The 577-nt window shown below is 41.1% G+C and carries 1 pseudogene; it reads left to right on the top strand.

Annotated features, from left to right (window positions below):
* Positions 1–577, top strand: a pseudogene (locus tag MTX13_RS14375) (hypothetical protein); the annotation flags it as partial.

Below are 577 nucleotides of genomic sequence, written 5' to 3'. Positions count from 1 at the left end.
CTGATACTTTAGCTCCAATTATTAATACTGATGCATCTGATATCACAATTGAATGTGACGGTACCGGTAACAATGGTGCTATTCAAGATTGGCTAGACAATAATGGTGGTGCAGTAGCAACCGATAATTGTTCAGATGTTACTTGGACCAATAATTATGGTGGTACTGCTTCAGATTGTGCCACTCCAATCCAAGTTACCTTTACAGCTACTGACGCCTGTGGAAATTCTGTTTCCACCACTGCTAGCTATGCTATTCAAGATACAACAGCTCCAGATATTACAGATGCCAGTGATGCAACTGTTGAATGTGATGGTGCTGGAAATCTTACTGAATTAAATGATTGGTTAAATAATAACGGTGGCGCTACTGCCTCTGATGATTGTTCGGCTATTGCATGGTCAAATGACTTTACAGGATTATCTGACGATTGTGGAGAAACTGGTTCTGCTACTGTTACCTTTACAGCTACTGATGGTTGTGGTAACTCTAGCTCTACTACTGCTACTTTTACAATTGCAGATACCATAGCACCTGTTGCACCTTCGGCTCCTGCTGATATCACTTACGAGTGTAT

This window comes from Hanstruepera flava, assembly GCF_023634025.1.
Lineage (GTDB): Bacteria > Bacteroidota > Bacteroidia > Flavobacteriales > Flavobacteriaceae > Hanstruepera > Hanstruepera flava.
This window is presented reverse-complemented; position numbering and strand designations above follow the sequence as displayed.